The organism is Duganella aceris (assembly GCF_011090165.1).
Taxonomy (GTDB): Bacteria; Pseudomonadota; Gammaproteobacteria; order Burkholderiales; family Burkholderiaceae_D; genus Rugamonas; species Rugamonas aceris.
Genome location: NZ_JAADJT010000005.1, coordinates 66,511 through 80,787, shown reverse-complemented (window position 1 = coordinate 80,787; position 14,277 = coordinate 66,511). Strand labels below are relative to the sequence as shown.

General features: G+C 65.4%; 12 protein-coding genes and 2 riboswitches. Of the genes, 8 read left to right on the top strand and 4 right to left on the bottom strand.

Annotated elements, in window-relative coordinates:
- Positions 1-67 precede the first annotated feature (67 nt).
- Complete coding sequence (locus GW587_RS12130; RefSeq protein ID WP_229259412.1) at positions 68-616, bottom strand: phosphatase PAP2 family protein; 549 nt, start codon at positions 614-616, stop codon at positions 68-70.
- A gap of 202 nt (positions 617-818) precedes the next feature.
- Positions 819-3,584 (bottom strand): DUF1631 family protein, encoded by a 2,766-nt coding sequence (locus tag GW587_RS12125; RefSeq protein WP_166102939.1) that lies wholly within the window; start codon positions 3,582-3,584, stop codon positions 819-821.
- Positions 3,585-3,803: 219 nt separating this feature from the next.
- Here GW587_RS12125 and GW587_RS31750 point away from each other — a divergent pair, with 219 nt between their 5' ends.
- Complete coding sequence (locus GW587_RS31750; protein ID WP_166102937.1) at positions 3,804-5,489, top strand: methyl-accepting chemotaxis protein; 1,686 nt, start codon at positions 3,804-3,806, stop codon at positions 5,487-5,489.
- A 31-nt stretch (positions 5,490-5,520) separates the two neighbouring features.
- Here the strand turns inward: GW587_RS31750 and GW587_RS12115 are convergent, their stop codons facing one another.
- Positions 5,521-6,081 (bottom strand): ATP-dependent Clp protease proteolytic subunit, encoded by a 561-nt coding sequence (locus GW587_RS12115; protein WP_166102934.1) that lies wholly within the window; start codon positions 6,079-6,081, stop codon positions 5,521-5,523.
- A 130-nt stretch (positions 6,082-6,211) separates the two neighbouring features.
- Positions 6,212-6,298: riboswitch (glycine riboswitch) on the top strand.
- A gap of 5 nt (positions 6,299-6,303) precedes the next feature.
- Positions 6,304-6,410, top strand: a riboswitch (glycine riboswitch).
- Positions 6,411-6,485: 75 nt separating this feature from the next.
- Between GW587_RS12115 and gcvT the strand changes: the two genes are divergently transcribed.
- The 6 genes from gcvT (at position 6,486) to GW587_RS12085 (ending at position 12,144) form a co-directional block, all read left to right on the top strand.
- A complete protein-coding gene (gene gcvT, locus GW587_RS12110) occupies positions 6,486-7,607 on the top strand; it encodes a glycine cleavage system aminomethyltransferase GcvT (protein WP_166102932.1) in 1,122 nt (373 codons plus the stop codon).
- Positions 7,608-7,631: 24 nt separating this feature from the next.
- Positions 7,632-8,012, top strand: coding sequence for a glycine cleavage system protein GcvH (gcvH, locus tag GW587_RS12105; protein ID WP_166102929.1), 381 nt, complete (start codon positions 7,632-7,634; stop codon positions 8,010-8,012).
- A 95-nt stretch (positions 8,013-8,107) separates the two neighbouring features.
- Positions 8,108-11,002 carry an aminomethyl-transferring glycine dehydrogenase gene (gcvP, locus tag GW587_RS12100; protein WP_166102927.1) on the top strand — a complete coding sequence of 965 codons (2,895 nt, stop codon included), beginning with the start codon at positions 8,108-8,110 and terminating at the stop codon, positions 11,000-11,002.
- A gap of 126 nt (positions 11,003-11,128) precedes the next feature.
- Positions 11,129-11,461 (top strand): ArsR/SmtB family transcription factor, encoded by a 333-nt coding sequence (locus GW587_RS12095; RefSeq protein ID WP_166102924.1) that lies wholly within the window; start codon positions 11,129-11,131, stop codon positions 11,459-11,461.
- A gap of 8 nt (positions 11,462-11,469) precedes the next feature.
- Positions 11,470-11,706: a hypothetical protein gene (locus tag GW587_RS12090; RefSeq protein WP_166102921.1), complete on the top strand. Its 237-nt coding sequence runs from the start codon at positions 11,470-11,472 to the stop codon at positions 11,704-11,706.
- A 21-nt stretch (positions 11,707-11,727) separates the two neighbouring features.
- Positions 11,728-12,144 (top strand): hypothetical protein, encoded by a 417-nt coding sequence (locus tag GW587_RS12085; RefSeq protein WP_166102920.1) that lies wholly within the window; start codon positions 11,728-11,730, stop codon positions 12,142-12,144.
- Here the strand turns inward: GW587_RS12085 and GW587_RS12080 are convergent.
- Positions 12,130-13,794 carry a methyl-accepting chemotaxis protein gene (locus tag GW587_RS12080; RefSeq protein ID WP_371875579.1) on the bottom strand — a complete coding sequence of 555 codons (1,665 nt, stop codon included), beginning with the start codon at positions 13,792-13,794 and terminating at the stop codon, positions 12,130-12,132. The genes GW587_RS12085 and GW587_RS12080 overlap by 15 nt on opposite strands.
- A gap of 138 nt (positions 13,795-13,932) precedes the next feature.
- On the opposite strand from GW587_RS12080, the gene GW587_RS12075 reads away from it, so the two are divergent.
- Positions 13,933-14,268, top strand: coding sequence for a hypothetical protein (locus GW587_RS12075; RefSeq protein ID WP_166102919.1), 336 nt, complete (start codon positions 13,933-13,935; stop codon positions 14,266-14,268).
- Positions 14,269-14,277: the final 9 nt, after the last annotated feature.

The following is a 14,277-nucleotide window of genomic DNA, read 5'->3' as shown; positions in this document are numbered from 1 at the left end:
AATAATACCATTTTGCGCACTAAATCAGGCCGAAAACGCATAACGATGCAAACGGGCAATCCAGTCCTTATCGCACTTCAGGTCGCGGGGCATTCCATATGGCACGGGTATAGGGATGCTCGCGGCCGGACAGGTACAGCGCGGCCTTGGTGATCCACGCTTCGGTGGGGACCGGTTCGACGCGCGGCGCTACCAGCAGCACCGGCACGCATAGTGCCACCAGCACCCGGCTCAGCGCCAGATGGTGCTCGGTGCTGGCATACCAGATGAACAGCGCCGCCACCGTCAGGCCCAGCAGGCAGCCGGTGACCGCCTCCGATACCGAATGGGCCTGCACGTAGACCCGCGATATGGCGATCAGCACGGCAAGCAGCACGCCGGCCGCGGTGCTCAACTGTCGCGCGGTCAGCGACGAGGAGCGGAAGGCCAGGAAACCGGCAACCGGAAACACGGCAGCAGCGCGCATCGCATGTCCGCTGAACCCGGCGAATTCCACCGATTCAACGCCGATGCCCCATCCGATGAAAGCGATCTTGGTGATGACCACCAGCGCCATGCCGGCGCCGAACAAGACGGCCCAGATCGCCGTCAGGCGCCAGGATTTCCCAGACAGCAACCAAACGGCGATAGCAACGCCGATCGGCCCGGTTACCGCCAAACTTCCCGCCAGACTGAGCCAATGCCACCAAATCATCATTTAATTAACCTGTTCATTATTTTGCAGTGCATCACATTATAAGCACACGCACGCGGCCTTGGGGCGAAGATTACTATGGGGAAACGACGAATTCCCGCCAACCGCGCCGCAGCAAATCGGCTCAGCCGAAGGCCGAGGCTGGCGGGTCGATGGACGCGTCGTTGTCGGCGGCGCGGGCCAGCGCTTGCGACAGCGCGACCGCGACCACCCCGTCGCTGCGCACCACCTGCGCGGTGCGCTCGCGGAAGCGTTGCGCCAGCTGTTCGCCGGACATCGAGAACGCTTCCTGCCGCGCGGCGGTCGAGAAGATATACAGCGTGCGTAGCGGGCTGATCCACGCCAGCTTGACCTTGCGGCTGCCACCGCCGTCCTGCATGAACTCCAGCCACATGCCGCGCGCCAGGCCGTCGACTTCGACGGCGGCGTCTTCGTCCTCCGCGTCCGGCGCCGGCCGGTGGACCAACGCCTCGGCGGCGGCTTTTTCCTCGGCATCGGCCTTGGCTTGCAGTTGCAACCGACGCTCGGCGGCCCGCTGCGCCACCTGCATCGAGATTTCCAGCTGGCGCTCCGGCGACATCTCGATCGGCGCTCGCACGATCGAAGCGTGGCATTCGGCCAGCTCGGCGAAGAATTGCAGCCGGTCCGCGTCCTGCCACTTGATGACGTCCAGCCACTTGTTCAACTGCGACAGCAAGCCCGGCAGCCTGGCGATCAGCTGCTTGCGCTCGTCGCCGTTGAGCTTGGGCCGCACGCTCCAGATCAGCTCGTCCATGGTGCGGGTGGCGTTGTTGACGGCGCCCGGCTTGTCGTCCTCGATACTGTAGGCGACGGTCAGCACCGATACCCACCGCTGCTCCAGGAAGGCTTCGACCACGGCGATCACTTCCCCGGTGCCGATGCGCAGCGCCACCGAATTCTTGGCCAGCTTGCCCGACTCGGCCATTTTCTCCTGCTTCAGCGCGGCCGCGATCGGCGCCGCGATGGCGGTGGCGGCGGCGCGCTCCTCGGCCTGGATCGAGGCCTCCAGTTCGTTGACCGCTTCGGTGAAGACCGACAGTTCGTGATCGTAGTCGCGGCCGACGCGGTCGACGCTGCGCTGCATCGCCTGGAACAGCGGATCGTCCGGCCCCTTGCGCTGCTCCCAGCCCATGCGCGACAGCAGATCGATCAGCCGGCGTGCCGGATGGGCGTCCTGGAAGAAGAAGTTCTTGTCGACCAGCGCGGCCTTCAGCACCGGGATCTGCAGGAAGCGGATCAGGTCGCGGATTTCCTGTGAGATGTTCTGGTCGCGGAAGACGGTGTCGAACACCGCCGACAGCAAGTCGATGGTGCTTTCGTCGTTGCGCGACAGGCTGCCCTGCGGCATGCTCTGTTTGAGGTTGGGCAGGTAGAAGACTTTGGCGGATTCGGGCGATTCGCCGGCCGGTGCTGGCCCTGGTCCTGCGGCGGCGGCCTTGCCCGATGCGGCGCCGGCCATGACGCCGAGGCCGCCGATCGAATCATAGGGCACGGCTTTTTGCAGCTGCGCCAGATAGGCCAGCAGCGGCTGCTTGCCGCCGATCTGCACCAGACGCTGCGCGTCTTCGTTGGTCAAGGCGCCGGGCTGGAAACCTTGCGCCGGACCCTGCAGCCACACGCCTCCCGCGCCCTGCACCGCACCGGCCGGCAGGCCTGCCGCAGGCACGAATCCGCCCGCCACGCCCACGCCACCCACGCCGCCGTCGCCTCCCGCCGCGCCAGCCGGTAAGCCGGTCCCGCCTGGCATCGCCACCATGACCGCGCCTGCTGGCACCGCCATCATCACGGTCCCGGCCGGCAACGGGCCGCCAGCATCGCCGGACCCCGCTCCTGGACCGAAGGCGACGCCTGACGCGGCGGCTGCGCCGGCGCCAGCGTGGCCGGCAACGCCGTGGGCAGAGGCGCCGTGGGCAGAGGCGTGACCGCCAGCCCCCGTCGCGCGCGGCGCCGCCTGCGCGCCATTCGGCGCCCAGCTGCTGCCGGCCGTCAACGCCGACATCGGCAAATCCGGAATACTCAGATCGATATCCCCGCCCGCGCTCTGGATGATGCCGCCGGCGATCCCGTCGACAATTTCCCCGGCAGCCGAACCAGCCACCTCGCTGGACGCGAAAAACTGCCGTAACTGCTGCGCCAGCGCCGCCTGGTTGCTGCGCGCGCGCGACGGCGCGGCCTTGGCGGCATCCGCCTTGCGCCCCTTGTAGCCATCGACCGAGCCCGGCAGCACTCCCTTGCTTTGCAAAGCCAGGTTCAAGGCATCAAGCATCGGCCCCAGTTCGATGAACATGCCGGGTTTGACCATCGGCTGCAACAGCGGCGCCGATTCCGGCTCGGTATCGAACTCGTTCCAGGCCTGCTGCAACGCCACCAGAAACACCTCCGGCCGGAACGGATTCTGACTCCCGCGCAAGATATCCCGATCCAACAGAAAAGCCAGCCGCACATTCAACGTCTGCAACTGATCCGCATACCGGATCTCGAACGGCTTGCTGACACCACCCAGCGCCACGCGCGTATCCATTTCCTCGAACGGCACCAGCGACAGCGGCCCGCCCTCACCCGGCTGCCCCTTGGCGGCCGGCGACAATTCGGCGATCTCCCGGCGCAACGCCTTCTCCAACATGCTGGTGGCCAGATGCAAGAAGGCGAAATTGCGGTTGCGCAGCTGATTGCCCGCGCGCAGACGCGCCTGGATCGCGCGCGTGTCGCCGTCGGTGGCGTCGATCAGCGCCCCGGCCAATCTGGTGGCCAGATCCAGATACTGATCGCCCGCGTGCTTGAGCGCGATCTTGATCAACTCCTCCAGCAAGGCATGCCGCGGCGTGACCGTCTTATTTGGCGATGCCTGCGTTGTCGGAGTTGCAACCATATATGACCTGCGGCGATGAAAAAATCAGGAATATCCCATTTTCACACAGTATTTCCATAAGGCAATACAAGAGAATCAAGAATGTGCAATTTTTCGCGTATTTTACCGATTTCCAGCAACTCCTCCCGGCGCAAACCCTGTGTTGACGCGGCTCAATAGGCAAGGTTGAGGTTTCCTTAACATAACAAGTCCGCCCGCCTTCGCCATCAAGGACGCCCCATGAAACTCCTGCATAACCTGGAAACGTCCAGCAAGCTTCTGGCCGCCTTCGCCATCGTGCTCGGCCTGACCGCTCTGCTTGGCGTCAACGCGCTGTCGCGTATGAGCGCCATCAACCACGCATCGTCGGAACTGTCCGGCAAATCGCTGCCGCAGACCATCGCCGTGCTGTCGCTGCGCAACGACTTGCTGGCATTGCGCAAACTGGAGCACGTGATCGCCGGCGACAAGGAGAGTATCGACGACGCCGCGCAAAAATTGAACGACGCCGCCTCCGCCTTGCGCGGCAACAGCGAGCAACTGGCGCGCGTACTGAGCGAGGGCCCCGCCCAGACGCAGGCGGCCGACATGCAGCGCCTGGCCGCCGCCTATCTCGCCGAACACGAGAAGCTGGCCGCGCTGGCCCGCGATGGCAAGCCGGACGAGGCGCGCGCCCTGCTCAAGGGCGCTTCACAGCAAATGCTCGATGCATTGAACGCGCAACTGGGCAAGCTGCTGGCCGGCTGCATGCAAGCAAGCCAGGAAGCGGCGCGCGCGGCCGACGAGCTATATGCCGGCGCCCGTCTCATCACCTTCAGCCTGCTCGCCATGGCCGTTGCCGGCGGCGCCTTGCTGGCGCTGTGGCTGGCGCGATCGATCTCGGCGCCGTTGCAGCACGCCATGCAGGCGGCGCAGCGCATCGCCGGCGGCGATCTCTGCGTCCGCATCGAGATCCACGGCGACAACCAGACCGGCAAACTATTGCAGGCGATGCAGCGGATGAACGACAGCCTGTTGCGCATCATCGGCCAGGTGCGCGACGGCGCCCGCGCGATCGGCGGCTCGGCGGCGGAAATCGCCGAAGGCAACCAGGATTTATCCAAGCGCACCGAGCGGCAGGCCGGCGCGCTGGAGGAAACCGCGTCGGCGATGGAGCAACTGACCGCGACCGTCAAGCAAAACGCCGGTCACGCGGTGCAGGCCAACCAGCTGGCGCTGTCGGCGTCCGCCGTGGCGGTGCGCGGCGGCGACGACGTGGCGCAGGTGGTCGGCACGATGGCGTCGATCAACGACAGCTCGAAGAAGATCGCGGAGATCATCGGCGTGATCGACGGCATCGCCTTCCAGACCAATATCCTGGCCCTGAACGCGGCGGTGGAGGCGGCGCGCGCCGGCGAACAAGGGCGCGGTTTCGCCGTGGTGGCGTCCGAGGTGCGCAGCCTGGCGCAGCGCTCGGCCGCCGCCGCCAGGGAGATCAAGGAACTGATCGCCGATTCGGTCGACAAGGTGGCGCGCGGCACGCAACTCGCCGACCAGGCGCGCAACACGATGGAGGAAGTGGTGGTCAGCGTCCAGCGCGTGACCGGGCTGATCGGGGAAATCGCCGACGCCAGCGCCGAGCAGACGGCGGGTCTGGAACAGGTGCACCACGCGATCGCGGCGATGGACCAGGCGACTCAGCAGAACGCGGCGCTGGTCGAGCAGGCGGCAGCGGCGGCGGCCTCGATGCGCGCCGAGACGGGCAAGCTCAGCCAGGCGATCGGCGCTTTCGTGCTGCCGGAGGACGCCACCGCGCAAACAACCGGACACGCGCCGGTCCCCGCCGCCACGGAGACGCGCGCAAAAAATCGCCGGCGCGGCGCACCGGCACTGCCGCTGAGCCCACCCCGCAAGGCGGCGCCGGAAGTCGAATGGGAAGAGTTCTAGCCGGCCGACACCGCGCCCGACGCCGACGCGCCTAGATGTTGGTCACCCGCTCGCCGCGCGGCGGCACGAAATCCCGCACCGCCTGAATCATTCCCACTTTCAAGCCCTCGACCGCCGTCAGGTGCAGGTCCGAATACTCGTGCGTGCGCCAGTGTTCTTCGGTCAACCGCACGTGCGTGCGCAGGATTTGCTCGGTGCGGGCATCGTCCGCCTGCAAGCCCTCGACGATGATGCGCAACGCGTCCGGCCGGGCGCCGTGCGGCGCGCTGGCGTGCGACTTGTGCACCATGAAGCGGGCGGTGTCGCTGGCGTAGCGCTCGGCGCCGGCCAGGAACAGCACCACCGCGATCGACGCCACCGCGCCGGCGTTGTAGGTGACGATCTTGATCGGCAGCTTGCTCAGGTAGTTGTACAGGCATATCCCGTCGCTGACGTAGCCGCCGTTGGACTGGATCAGGATGTGGGCGGTGGTGATGCGATCCTCGGTCATATCGGCGACGGCGTCGAAGACGCGGCGAACCATATCGCTGTTTACATCGCCGGACAAAGTGAACCACGCATGGCCCTCGGAATTGGTTTGGTCTTGGCTCATGGCTGGGCTCTCGGAAAGATTTTCATTAATTCTAGCAAATAGTTGATTTGTCAGTCTTTTACCGTACGCCTGCCGTGCGCGCCTCCTTGCCGCCAAGATTGACAATAAGGCCCTTCTGACATATATTCCCGAGTCTTGATCGGGAGAGGGCAAACTCGCGTTGCCGCCGAAGGGGCACTACCCAAAAACTCTCAGGCAAAAGGACCGATCAAGGGGCCAGTTTGGCTCAACTCTGGAGAGCGGCCGCGGCATACGCCGGCGGCCCACCGAAGGGGCGCGCGGGGATTTTCTCCCGTAATCTCTCAGGTACCAAGGACAGAGGGGTCTGCGATCATTGTGGAAACTGCTTTTTAGCCGTTCCTTGTATGTTCTGTTAACCCCTATTCGATTTGGACCGAGGAATCATGACGCTCAAAGCCACCCCACTCAACAATGCCCACCGCGCCGCCGGCGCCAAGATGGTCGACTTCGGCGGTTGGGACATGCCGGTCAACTACGGCTCGCAGATCGAAGAACACAACGCCGTGCGCACCGACGTCGGCATGTTCGACGTGGCCCACATGTGCGTGGTCGACATCAAGGGCGACAACGTGCGCGCCTTCCTGCGCGGCCTGCTGGCCAACAACGTCGACAAGCTCCAGGTCTCGGGCAAGGCGCTGTACTCCTGCATGCTCAACCCGCAAGGCTTCGTCATCGACGACCTGATCGTCTACTTCATCAGCGAGAGCTGGTTCCGCCTGGTGGTCAACGCCGGCACCGCCGAAAAAGACGTGGCCTGGATGCAGCAGCAAAACGCCGCCACCAACAGCGGTGTGACGATCACCCAGCGCCGCGATGGCGACAACGCCATGGCGCTGATCGCCGTGCAAGGCCCGAACGCCCGCGCCAAGGTGTGGGAAGTGATCCCTGAATCGAAAGCCGGCAGCGCCGACATGAAGCCGTTCAACGTCGCATTCGCGCAAAGCCCAATCTTCGGCGAGGCGATGATCGCCCGCACCGGCTACACCGGCGAAGACGGCTTTGAAATCGGCGTCGCCGCCGAGCAGGCCGAGAACCTGTGGAACGCGCTGGTCGCCGCCGGCGTCAAGCCGGCCGGCCTGGGCGCGCGCGACACGCTGCGCCTCGAAGCCGGCATGAATCTGTACGGCCAGGACATGGACGAAACCGTCAACCCGCTGGACGCCGGCCTGGCCTGGACCATCGACCTGGTCTCCGAGCGCGACTTCATCGGCAAGGCGGCGCTGCAGGCGATGGGCCAGAACGCCCAATTCGTCGGCCTGATCCTGCGTGAAAAAGGCGGCGTGCTGCGCGCGCACCAAAAGGTCATCGTGGCCGGCAGCGATGCCACCGGCGAAATCACCAGCGGCACCTTCAGCCCGTCGATGCAGCAGGCGATCGCCCTGGCGCGCGTGCCGAACGGCGTCAACGTCGGCGATACCGTGCAGGTCGAGATCCGCGACAAAAAACTGGCCGCGTCTGTGGTTAAATTGCCGTTCGTGCGCAACGGTAAAATCCTGGCTGTCTAACCTCTCACCCCTCTGGAGCTTTACATGAACATTCCTGCAGATCTGAAGTACACCGAATCCCACGAGTGGGTCCGCGCCGAGGCCGACGGCACCGTCACCGTCGGCATCACCGAATACGCGCAGGACGCGCTGGGCGATATCGTCTTCGTCGAACTGCCGAAAGTCGGCAAGAGCTACACCGCTGGCGACGACGCCGCCGTGGTGGAATCGGTCAAGGCCGCCAGCGACATCTACGCGCCGGTATCGGGCGAAGTCGTGGCCGTCAACGAAGACGTGGCCAGCGCGCCGGAATCGATCAACAGCGACGCCTACGCGGCATGGCTGTTCAAGATCAAGCCGACCGACGCCGCCGCCATCGACGGCCTGCTCGACGCAGCCGCCTACGGCAAGACCACCGGCGCTTAATGGCGCGTGAAGGCCAGCCCTGTGCTGGCCTTTTTGCTTTTCCATCTTGCCCGCGTCCGCGCCGGCATCCCGCATTTCTTTAGCCCAGACAAATCATGACTCGCACCAGCCTGACCCAACTCGAAGCCCGCGACGCCTTCATCGCCCGCCACATCGGCCCCGACGCCGCAGAACAGGACGCCATGCTGTCCGTCCTCGGCTACGCCTCGCGCGCCGCCCTGATCGACGCCCTGGTCCCCGCCAACATCCGCAACCAGGGCACGCTGGCCCTCGGCCAATACTCGCAGCCGATGCCGGAACAGGAAGCGCTGACCAAGCTGAAAAAGATCGCTTCGAAAAACAAGGTGCTCAAGTCGCTGATCGGCCAGGGCTACTACAACACGCTGACGCCAGGCGTCATCCTGCGCAACATCTTTGAAAACCCGGCCTGGTACACCGCCTACACGCCATACCAGCCTGAGATCTCGCAAGGCCGCCTGGAAGCGATCCTGAACTTCCAGCAAACCATCACCGACCTGACCGGCATGGGCATCGCCAACGCCTCGATGCTGGACGAAGGCACCGCCGCCGCCGAAGCGATGACGCTGATCCAGCGCGTCGGCAAATCGAAATCCCAAGTGTTCTACGTCGCCGACGACGTGCTGCCGCAAACCCGCGAAGTGGTCGAAACCCGCGCCAAGCCGCTGGGCATCGAAGTCAAGAGCTTCCACCCGGCCGAACTGGCCGACATCGGCGAAGCCTTCGGCGTGCTGCTGCAATACCCTGGCGTGAACGGCGTGGTGCGCGACTACAAGGCCGGCGTCGAAGCCATCAAGGCCAAGGGCGCGATGGTGGTGGTCGCCGCCGACCTGCTGGCGCTGACCATGCTCACGCCTCCGGGCGAATGGGGCGCCGACGTCGTGGTCGGCAACAGCCAGCGCTTCGGCGTACCGCTGGGCTTTGGCGGCCCGCACGCCGGCTACCTGTCGACCCGCGACGAATTCAAGCGCAGCATGTCCGGCCGCCTGGTCGGCGTCACCATCGACGCCCAGGGCAACAAGGCCTACCGCCTGGCGCTGCAAACCCGCGAGCAGCACATCCGCCGCGAAAAAGCCACCTCCAACATCTGCACCGCGCAAGTGCTGCTGGCGGTGATGGCGTCGATGTACGCCGTCTACCACGGCCCGAAAGGCCTGCTGCAGATCGCCAAGCGCGTGCACCGCTTCACCGGCGTGCTGGCGTCCAACCTGAAAACGCTGGGCTACACCGTCACCAACGACACCTTCTTCGACACGCTGACCATCGCCGTCAAGAACGCCGAACAGCTGCACGCCTCGGCCCACTCGCACGGCGTCAACCTGCGCGTGATCGACGCCTCGCACGTCGGCATCTCGCTGGACGAAACCACCACCCGCGAAGACATCGCGCTGCTGTGGACCGTGTTCGCGCACCCGGTCGGCGGCCCGGCCCACGGCCCGGATTTCGACACCGTCGAAGCGGCTATCGAGCGTTCCTTCCCTGAAGCGCTGGCCCGCACCAGCGAGTACCTGTCGCACCCGGTGTTCAACCGCTACCACTCCGAAACCGAAATGCTGCGCTACCTGCGCGGCCTGGCGGACAAGGACCTGGCGCTGGACCGCACCATGATCCCGCTGGGTTCGTGCACCATGAAGCTGAACGCCACCTCGGAAATGATCCCGGTCACCTGGCCTGAATTCTCCAACATCCACCCGTTCGCGCCGGACAGCCAGACCGTCGGCTACCGCGAAATGATCGCGCAACTGGAAGAGATGCTGTGCGCGCTGACCGGCTACGCCGCCGTCTCGCTGCAGCCGAACGCCGGTTCGCAGGGCGAGTACGCCGGTCTGCTGGTGATCCAGGCCTACCATCAATCGCGCGGCGAAGGCCATCGCAACATCTGCCTGATCCCGTCGTCGGCGCACGGTACCAACCCGGCATCGGCCAACATGGTCGGCATGCAGGTGGTGGTCACCGCCTGCGACGCCAGCGGCAACGTCGACCTGGCCGACCTGAAGGCGAAAGCCGAACTGCACTCGAAGAACCTGGCCTGCGTGATGGTGACCTACCCGTCCACCCACGGCGTGTTCGAAGAAGGCATCCAGGAACTGTGCGAAATCGTTCACGGCCACGGCGGCCAGGTCTACATCGACGGCGCCAACATGAACGCGCTGGTCGGCGTCGCGGCGCCCGGTTCGTTCGGCGGCGACGTCTCGCACCTGAACCTGCACAAGACCTTCTGCATCCCGCACGGCGGTGGCGGTCCCGGCGTCGGCCCGATCGGCGTCGGCGCGCACCTGGCCAAGTTCCTGCCGAACCAGCGTTCGAACGGCTATATCCGCGACAACGCCGGCATCGGCTCGGTCAGCGCCGCGCCGTACGGCTCGGCCAGCATCCTGCCGATCTCGTGGATGTACATCGCGATGATGGGCGCCGAAGGCCTGACCGCCGCGACCGAAACCGCGATCCTGAACGCCAACTACATGGCGCGCCGGCTGTCGCCGCACTACCCGGTGCTGTACTCGGGCCACGACGGCCTGGTGGCGCACGAGTGCATCATCGACCTGCGTCCGCTGCAGGACGCCACCGGCATCAGCAACGAAGACGTCGCCAAGCGCCTGATGGACTTCGGCTTCCACGCCCCGACCATGAGCTTCCCGGTGCCGGGCACGCTGATGATCGAACCGACCGAAAGCGAATCGAAGGCCGAGATGGACCGCTTCATCGACGCCATGGTCACCATTCGCGGCGAGATCGCCAAGGTGGAAAGCGGCGAATTCGACAAACTGGACAACCCGCTGAAATTCGCCCCGCACACCGCCGAAGTGCTGACCGCCGACGTCTGGGAACGCAAGTACAGCCGCGAAGTGGCGGCCTACCCTGTGCCGTCGCTGCGCAAGCAGAAATACTGGCCGCCGGTCGGCCGCGCCGACAACGTCTACGGCGACCGCAACCTGTTCTGCGGCTGCGCGCCGATGAGCGACTACGAGTAAATCGCCAGCCGCGCGGGTCCGCCCGCGCAGCCACCAGCCCGGCACGGTCGCCCGACCCTGCCGGGTTTTTTTATCTTTTTGAAAATAACGTTTGACTCGATATCACGTGTCAGCTATTCTTTACACATGAAATCGAAAACGCCAAACCTAACCGGAGACCAGCTGCTGGCCATGCTGGCGGCGCTATCGAATCCGCACCGGCTGCGCATCGTGGCGGCGCTGACGTCCGGCGGCCGCAATTACGTCAGCCAGCTGGCGCGCGAACTGGGCATCAGCCGCCCGTTGCTGCATCTGCATCTGCAAAAGCTGGAGGACACCGGCCTGGTCACCAGCAAACTGGAACTGTCCGCCGATGGCAAGGCGCTGAATTTTTTTGAAGTACCGGATTTCAGCGTCGAAATCACACCGGCGCTGATCGCCGAGGCGGCGCAGTCCCTGTCCACCAATCCCGAACCATAGAGGCACTTATGTCCGAACCCATCTACCTGCTGACGATCTTCCTGCTGCCAGTGACGGTGCTGCTGATTTTCGCCATGCGCTTCGTGGCGCAGACCAAGCAAGCCAAGCTGCGCCAGCAGAGCGACGACGATTACCGCCAGCTGGCCGAGCGCAGTATCGCCGCGCAGGCTGAAACGGCGGCCGCGCTGGCCGACCTGAAGTCCCGCATCATCACGATTGAAAAAATTCTGAAAGAAGTCGAGTAATCCAACCTAAGGAGCTTCGCCATGCAACCAGTATCGCTGACCCGTCTGTATATGTTGAGAATCGTGTACCTGATCATCGCCGTCGGCCTGGGCCTGGTGATCTGGCCCGGCGTGATCCACCACGAGCAACCATGGAGCGTGGCGCAGGGCTTCGTCAATTGCATGTTGGCGGCGTTCGGCCTGCTGTGCGCGTTGGGCATCCGCTACCCGCTGCAAATGCTGCCGGTGCTGCTGTGGGAACTGACCTGGAAGACGATCTGGCTGCTGGTCGTCGCGCTGCCGGCCTGGCGCGCCGGTCCGCTGGACCAGGCGATGATGGAGAACCTGTTCGCGGTCGGCATCGTCGTCATCATCCCGATCGCCATGCCATGGGGCTACCTGATCGAGAAATACCTGAAACAGCCGAGCGACCGCTGGAGCCGTTCAGTGTCGAACTGAGGCCAGCCGCAGCCGCACAGCGCGCGGCGAGTCGCCGGGACGGCGCGGGTGCGGCGGTTCGACGCCCTCGTCCAGCTTGAACATCGCCACCGCCTCCGACAAATACAGCGCCTGCCGCTGCAAGGTGCTGGCCGCCGCAGCGGCCTGCGCCACCAGCGCCAGATTCTGCTGCGTCACCTGGTCCATGCCGACGATCGCCTGCCGCACGCCAAGCACACTTTGCGCCTGTCCCGCGCCGGCGTCGCCGATGCGGCCGATGATGTCGCCCACCTGCTGCACCGAGCTGACGATGTCCACCATGCTCAAGCCCACCTCCTCCACCGAGCGGCTGCCGCCTTCGATCTGCGCCGCCGACTCGGCGATCAAGGCCTTGATCTGCTGCGCCGCGCTGGCCGAGCGCTGTGCCAGCGTACGCACCTCGCCCGCCACCACCGCAAAGCCGACGCCGTGCTCGCCGGCGCGCGCCGCCTCCATCGCCGCGCTCAGCGCCAGCAGGTCGGTCTGCACCGCCAGGCCGTCGATGACGCCGACGATCTCCACCACCTTGCGGGTGCTGCCGCTGATCGAGGCCATCGTCACCACCAGCCGCTGCACCACACTGCCGCCGCGCGCCGCGAAGCTGTTGGCGCACAGCGCCAGCTGCCTGGCCAGCTGCGCGTGGCTGGCTGCCTGGGTGACGTCGTCGCTGAGCTGCTGCACCGCGCCCCCAGCCTGCGCCAGCGCGCCAGCCTGCTCCCTGGTCCGCCGCGTCAAGCCGGCGCTGCCCTGCGCCAGCTCGCGCGAGGCGCTGTCGATCGATTGCGCCGAGGCCAGGATGGTCTTGAGCGTGGTGTTCAGGTTGCGGATGCTGGTGTCGAGCGCGCGCGCCGTCTCGCCGATTTCGTCCTGGCCGTAAGTCCGCTGCCGCACCGTCAGATTGCCCTCGGCCAGATCGACGGCGGCGGCGCCGATCTCGCGCACCTCCTCCAGCATCGCGTTGCGCACCGCCATGGTCACCAGCAGCGACAAGGCGATCGACAGCGCCACCACAATCGGCATCCACGTCGACAGAATCCGGAAGTCGGTCTCGGCGTCGGCGTAGGCGCGCTCGCTCAGGCTTTGCTCCAGCCGCGCCAACTCGTCCAGCCGCAGCGACACCACATCGAACGCGCGCTCCGCCTTGGCCATGGCGTTGGCGGCGATCGACTGATCGGCCATCGCCAACTCGATCACGTCGGCGATCGCCTTGACGTACAGCGCGTGCGCCGCCTGCGACTGCACCACGAAACGGCGCTCGGCCGGATCGGCCTGTACCGCCATCTCCAGTTGCGTGAACTGGCGGTCGAGCGCCGCGTGGCGCACGTGGATGCCGCGCACCAGCGCGTCGACGCGCGGCGGCGAGAAGCTGCCGTTGATCCAGGTAAGCAGCTGGTAGATCTCGGCATGCGCGCGATTGGCGCCGATCACCAGGTCGGCGGCCGCCTTCAGCCGCGCGGCGCGTTGCTGCACCATGTTGTCGAGCGACTGGTTCTGCCGCAGCAGCCCGAGATAGGCGCCGGCCGACAGCACCACCAGCAAGATCAGGACGACGCCCGGCGCCAGCAACAGCTTGGGGCCGATCCGGAGTTTGCCGAGCAGGTAGCGCACGATGTTCAAGGCAGGCAGAAGCACATCGACACTACGGATCCAATCAAGGCGCGCATGATTCCCCCCGGCAGGTAAGATGTTGTAATCTACGCTGCCTGCCACAATGCAATCTTGCGTTGTGTCAATTTCCACGGCGCGTCACCAAGAAACAACAGGAGCGACATGAAAGCATCGACCAAGGCAGCGCTGATCTCGGCGCTGGTGTTTCCCGGACTGGGCCACCTGGTGCTGCGCAAGGGCAAACGCGGCCTGCTGTTCATCGTGCCGGCGGCGCTGGCGGTGTTCTACCTGCTGCGCTCGGTGCTGCAACTGGTGGACCAACTGATGGAGGAAGTCAACCGAGGCACGCTGCCGCTGGATCCGGCCTTGATCCTGGAGCGGGTCAACGCCGCCGGCGGCGACAACTTCGCCACCAATCTGGCGTCGCTGGTGTGCATCGTGTGCTGGGTCGGCGCCATCGCCGACGCCATTTGGTTGGGACGCCGCAACGCCAAATAGCATAGCCAG

Coding starts and splice junctions, on each gene's coding strand:
- GW587_RS12125 (WP_166102939.1), bottom strand. CDS start 3,584: ATGGTTGCAACTCCGACAACGCAGGCATCGCCAAATAAGACGGTCACG.
- GW587_RS31750 (WP_166102937.1), top strand. CDS start 3,804: ATGAAACTCCTGCATAACCTGGAAACGTCCAGCAAGCTTCTGGCCGCC.
- GW587_RS12115 (WP_166102934.1), bottom strand. CDS start 6,081: ATGAGCCAAGACCAAACCAATTCCGAGGGCCATGCGTGGTTCACTTTG.
- gcvT (WP_166102932.1), top strand. CDS start 6,486: ATGACGCTCAAAGCCACCCCACTCAACAATGCCCACCGCGCCGCCGGC.
- gcvH (WP_166102929.1), top strand. CDS start 7,632: ATGAACATTCCTGCAGATCTGAAGTACACCGAATCCCACGAGTGGGTC.
- gcvP (WP_166102927.1), top strand. CDS start 8,108: ATGACTCGCACCAGCCTGACCCAACTCGAAGCCCGCGACGCCTTCATC.
- GW587_RS12095 (WP_166102924.1), top strand. CDS start 11,129: ATGAAATCGAAAACGCCAAACCTAACCGGAGACCAGCTGCTGGCCATG.
- GW587_RS12090 (WP_166102921.1), top strand. CDS start 11,470: ATGTCCGAACCCATCTACCTGCTGACGATCTTCCTGCTGCCAGTGACG.
- GW587_RS12085 (WP_166102920.1), top strand. CDS start 11,728: ATGCAACCAGTATCGCTGACCCGTCTGTATATGTTGAGAATCGTGTAC.
- GW587_RS12075 (WP_166102919.1), top strand. CDS start 13,933: ATGAAAGCATCGACCAAGGCAGCGCTGATCTCGGCGCTGGTGTTTCCC.